We start from the raw sequence: 4,681 nt of genomic DNA on the forward strand, positions 1-4,681 counted from the left end.
AATCTGGAGCCGCTGACTGTCCGAGCCTTCCAAAGCCCTCTTCAAGCGCTGGATGCAGCGGCGGAGGACTCCCCAGACCTTGCCTTCCTGGATATCGACATGCCGGAAATGACGGGGTTTGAGCTGGCTGATCGCTTGCTCGCCATGTATCCCGGTCTGGAGGTTGTGTTTGTAACGGCCTATCAGGAGTTTGCTATAAAAGCTTTTGAGATTAACGCACTGGACTATTTACTCAAACCGATTCATCCCGCTAGACTGGCTGTCACGATGAAACGGGTGGCTTCTTCACCGCCGGCGGGTGCCCCTACGGAAGAGGGCCGATCCGCAAACCATATGATGCTTTGCTGCCTGAAAAACCTGCACTTTCGATCCGCGGACGGTAAGCTCCATTCTTTTTCCTGGAGAACCCTCAAAGCACCGGAGTTGTTTGCGTACCTGATCTATTACCGGAATAAAACCGTAAGCAAGCAAACCCTGATCGACCTGTTATGGCCGGATTTTAACCTGAAGAGAGCGACAACCCAACTCCACACGGCCATCTATCAAATTAGGAAAACGATTAAAACGAGCGGCATGGATCTACATATCAAGTTTCAGGATGAAGGGTACCGGCTTGAATTCGGAAATGTGACACTGGATATCGAGGAATGGGAAAAAGATCTGCGCAGTGCCCCGCCAGTGGCGCCTGAAAACCTTCCGGAGCATATCGCCATCATGGATAAGTACCCTGGGGATTTTCTGGATGAACACGGGTACGGGTGGGCAGAGCCCGAACAGGAGCGGACCCGGCTGCTCTGGTTTGAACATGCGAAGAGAATCGCCGAATGCTGTGCTGGTCTCGAACAGCATGCGGAAGCTATCGGATTGTATCAGGAAATGATCCGAAAAATGCCTTACAGGGAAGAGGGGTACGAAGGATTAATGAAGCTGTATGCCTTCCTCAATCAACGGGTCGGAGTCCGCCGGCTGTACCAGCAGATGACATCGGTTTTCTTGGAAGACTACGATATGGCTCCCAGTAAAGAGATCTCAGCCTGGTTCGAGGCGTGGGAGAAGGAACGCGTGCATGAGAAGGAAGAAGCAGACGTCCAATGAAGAGAGTTTAAACGTGAATTTCCGCTGTTAAGGGAAATGCTTTGCGGGCTCTTGTTTTTTGGAAGCTATGTCTACGGTCTTGTATAATACTTGTTCTTTTATGAGAATCTCCTTGATTTCTGCGTCGGACATTGTACTATATTTGAGCAACGTTTCCTTGAGAATGCGCGTAACTTCCATGGATCCTCCTCAAATATCTTTATCTCTGACATATCGGTCCCAAATCTCGGGTTCCACGATATGAAGTATATGCTTGTATTATACAAAGTAGAAATGAACTTTATCTGAATATAGCATGGGAATGAAGAAAAAAGCGGGTGCTGGAATAAGCATCCGTTTGTTTTTTAGAAAAGCCTAAATGTGTTAAAGGTCCGTTTTTTATCCATATTCAGAATTTATCCAGTCCGTTATGGTTTAATGGGGGTATGTTGGGTATCAGTATATTAATGCCTGATCCGCCGTCTCTGCGGCGAGAAGACAAATAAAAGGTTATGTGGTGATCATATGAAACTATCCGACAAACAAATGGAAGCGCTAAGCATGGCGCAACAACATGGCGGGCGGCTGCAACGCTGGAAGCATGGCGGGTATTGGACTTATGAGAGGGAGCCGGACGACTCCCGGAACCTATCGAAGCCGGAGTGGTATTGTACGACCAATACCGTTTTTGCGCTCGTTCGGCGGGGGCTTGTGAAAATGGACCACTGGGAGAGCTGCACGCTTACACCGGAACCGAAACGCGTCTTATTTGCAGGGATGGTCTGGGAAGAGAAATCCGGGAAGAAAAGCGGGTGACCACCGATTAAGATCAAACTATGGGCAGGCATCATGATTGCGGCTGGGCGCAGCCCTGTTCGGGTTCAAGAAGAAACGAGCAGCCCAAAAGCAGTTGTAGAATGAAGAGAATAGTATTAGCAAAGCTTTAAAAGGAGATAAGCAAGCAGCCTGCCGCATAAACGGCAGGCTGTTTTTTCATCCGTGAATCCAGCGGAGAGGACGGATCAATTCCGGAGAAACGGAGTGGTCGCCTTTGTCAGCCCATGTTAACCTCAGAGTGGTTAATTCAAAACATGGGCTGGCAACAGCGATCGGAGGAATGAGCCGTTTGCGCAGCGGGCTTACAGATGTTGCAGTTCTTTAGTGAACTTGAGTTCGACATTGGTCTTGATCTTATCGATACTGATCTTCACGGCCTTCCTGCTCTTTCGGGGCAAACTGGCTGTGCAGCTTAATTCCCAAGCTCACATCGTTCCGCTCTGAGACGCGCCGCGTTTGTTCCGGGTCTTCCATTTGGATTCCCCGACAAGATAGACGCCGAGCGGCGTAAGCATGAGGAGCCAAGTGATCAGCCAGGAGGCGGCCAGCGCAGCAGCTCCGCCTGCCCAGGTGAGCAGGTGATAGGCGATCGGGCCGCTCGTCATGACAAAATGCCGCCACAAGATCAAAAAGTAGGGATGAATAAAGTAAATGCCGAAGGCGCAGGATCCGAGGGAAAACAGTACTTTTTGAAGTCGAGGTTTCCCTTCCAGGACTCGAACGAACAGCACCAAAAATACACACGCCATGCTGCAGTAGGCGTAATCCGTTATAAAGTTGATGTTGGATAGAAAAGGCTGGCGAATCCAATGGGGGTTAGCCAGCTGCAGCCATTTTTGCACGATAAAGAGTATTGCGGATCCCAGAAACAGCGCCGTCCACCGGTAGTTCCATTTCGGCTTTTCATCAGAAGACACCCCCTTTAACCGTTCGGCCATGTATGCACCCAAAAAGAAATAAACGACGTAGGTCATCACGAAGGTCCCGGTTTTATGCATATGAAGCACGTAATAATTCAGCAGATAGAAGGCGATTTGCAGCAGGGCCCCCACGAGTATGGGATGCCGCCGGACCTGCCCTATCTTTTGAAACAAGAGCGATAGGAGAGGAAACAGCACATAAAACTGGGCGATGATGATCATGAAATACAAATGGTCATAGCTGCCGCCTAGCGGCAAGCCTTTAAGAAACTTGCGGAGACCGTCTGAGAATGAAATATGCTGGATATACGACAGATAAGTGGAGTAATACACGGACCAGAACAAGTAAGGCAGCAGAATCCTCTTTAAGCGTTTCCAATAAAAAAGCAGCCAGTTGCCCTGAACGCCGCCGTCATAGCGGTAGAACAGGACGAGCGAGCTCAAAAACAGAAACGCCGGTACGGCAAATTGAGAAGCCGCATTCTTTATAAAATAGAGCGGGTACACGGTGGAATCCATGGACAGAAAGGCTACCGGATAGGATGTCACATGGATGGTGACTACAGCCAAAATAGCAATGCCGCGCAAGAGATCCAAATAGGTGATCCTCTGTTTTTGGGCCAATACTTTGTTCGCCTCCATTGGAACGTTTTCGTATTGCAACATTTGACGAGCCAATGGTTAGATTCGATTTTGCATAAAAACATTCCTTTTTACCAGAAAAATAATCCAACAAAAAAAGGCTTTCCTGACCCTTAGGATCAGAAAAGCCTTTGATATATCTGAGCTCAAGCTCAGCTTCTTACCATCCCCACAGCATCGTGAAGAGCGTACCGAAGATCGTAACCAGTCCGACGAACAACGCATACGCAATGTTAAAGTACAGCGTCTTTTTGTTGTCGGTCTCGCCGATGTGCATGAACAGCACGAGCTGCAGCGACGCCTGGATGAGCGCACACACGATCAGGATCCAGAGTCCGGCGGTCGGGTTGAAATCCCAGAATACAACGCCCAGTCCAACCACTGAAAGGATCAGTGAGAAGATGTATCCGATCACGTGCCGTATTGGAAATAAACGTGCCATATTACATCAGTCCTTTCATGTAGACAAAGCTGAAGATGAAGATCCAGACAACGTCAAGGAAGTGCCAGTACAGCGAGAAGATGAACGATTTGTTCGCCGTCTCATCCGTAAAGCCTTGACGGCCGACCTGAATCAGAATGCCGGCGCCCCAGAGAATACCCATCGTCACGTGAAGACCGTGGGTACCGAGCAGGACGAACAAGCTGGACAGGAACGCGCTCGTTTGCAGCGTGGCGCCTTCGTGAACGTAGTTGACGAACTCGGTGATCTCAATGCCCAGGAAGCCGAGACCCATGAGCAGCGTTATAACGAAGAAGATCATCATCGGTTTCTTCAGACCGAGGCGCATGGCGTGAATGCCAAGGCCGCAGGTGAAACTACTGGTCAGGAGCAGGAACGTCTCCCAAATGACGCCGTTCAGTTCGAACAGCTCTTTCCCCGTCGGGCCGCTCCCCGTCCGGTTCCACAGCGTGAAATAAACGGCGAACAGCGTGGAGAAGAGGGCGATCTCTGCCCCGAGGAAGAGCCAGAACCCGAAGATCTTGTTGCTGTTCTCTTCCGTTCTATACTCGAGTGGCAGTGAATCATTTATTTTCATACGGAATCACCCCGCAATTTCTGTTCAGTGGCGGCAATTTCCTCAGGTGAAATGTGATAGCCATGATCGCGTTCGAAGGAACGCAGAGCCAGCATGACTACGACAGCGATACCCGCAATGATTGCAGGAATGAACCAGCTGAATACCAGGAAAAAGCCTAAGGAAAAA

The 4,681-nt window shown here is 49.6% G+C and carries 5 protein-coding genes; 2 read left to right on the top strand and 3 right to left on the bottom strand.

Annotated features, from left to right (window positions below; genetic code table 11):
- The coding region (locus tag CPT76_RS26375) for a response regulator (protein ID WP_105445021.1) at positions 1 to 1,095 on the top strand (1,095 nt) is incomplete at its 5' end.
- Positions 1,096 to 1,635: 540 nt separating this feature from the next.
- Positions 1,636 to 1,890 (top strand): hypothetical protein, encoded by a 255-nt coding sequence (locus CPT76_RS26380; RefSeq protein ID WP_181153054.1) that lies wholly within the window; start codon positions 1,636 to 1,638, stop codon positions 1,888 to 1,890.
- A 446-nt stretch (positions 1,891 to 2,336) separates the two neighbouring features.
- On the opposite strand, the gene CPT76_RS26385 is transcribed toward CPT76_RS26380, so the two are convergent.
- The 3 genes from CPT76_RS26385 to qoxC form a co-directional block, all read right to left on the bottom strand.
- Positions 2,337 to 3,455 carry an acyltransferase gene (locus tag CPT76_RS26385; RefSeq protein WP_181153056.1) on the bottom strand — a complete coding sequence of 373 codons (1,119 nt, stop codon included), beginning with the start codon at positions 3,453 to 3,455 and terminating at the stop codon, positions 2,337 to 2,339.
- 178 nt (positions 3,456 to 3,633) lie between these two features.
- Positions 3,634 to 3,915 (bottom strand): cytochrome aa3 quinol oxidase subunit IV, encoded by a 282-nt coding sequence (gene qoxD / locus CPT76_RS26390; RefSeq protein ID WP_094599503.1) that lies wholly within the window; start codon positions 3,913 to 3,915, stop codon positions 3,634 to 3,636.
- 1 nt (position 3,916) lies between these two features.
- Complete coding sequence (gene qoxC, locus CPT76_RS26395; RefSeq protein ID WP_105445023.1) at positions 3,917 to 4,513, bottom strand: cytochrome aa3 quinol oxidase subunit III; 597 nt, start codon at positions 4,511 to 4,513, stop codon at positions 3,917 to 3,919.
- Between the last annotated feature and the right edge of the window lie 168 nt (positions 4,514 to 4,681).

This window comes from Paenibacillus sp. AR247 (assembly GCF_002968895.1).
Classification (GTDB): Bacteria; Bacillota; Bacilli; order Paenibacillales; family Paenibacillaceae; genus Paenibacillus_AQ; species Paenibacillus_AQ favisporus.

Excerpts from the sequence above, each read along its gene's own strand:
- qoxD (WP_094599503.1), bottom strand. The coding sequence starts at position 3,915 with ATGGCACGTTTATTTCCAATACGGCACGTGATCGGATACATCTTCTCA.
- CPT76_RS26380 (WP_181153054.1), top strand. The coding sequence starts at position 1,636 with ATGGCGCAACAACATGGCGGGCGGCTGCAACGCTGGAAGCATGGCGGG.
- qoxC (WP_105445023.1), bottom strand. The coding sequence starts at position 4,513 with ATGAAAATAAATGATTCACTGCCACTCGAGTATAGAACGGAAGAGAAC.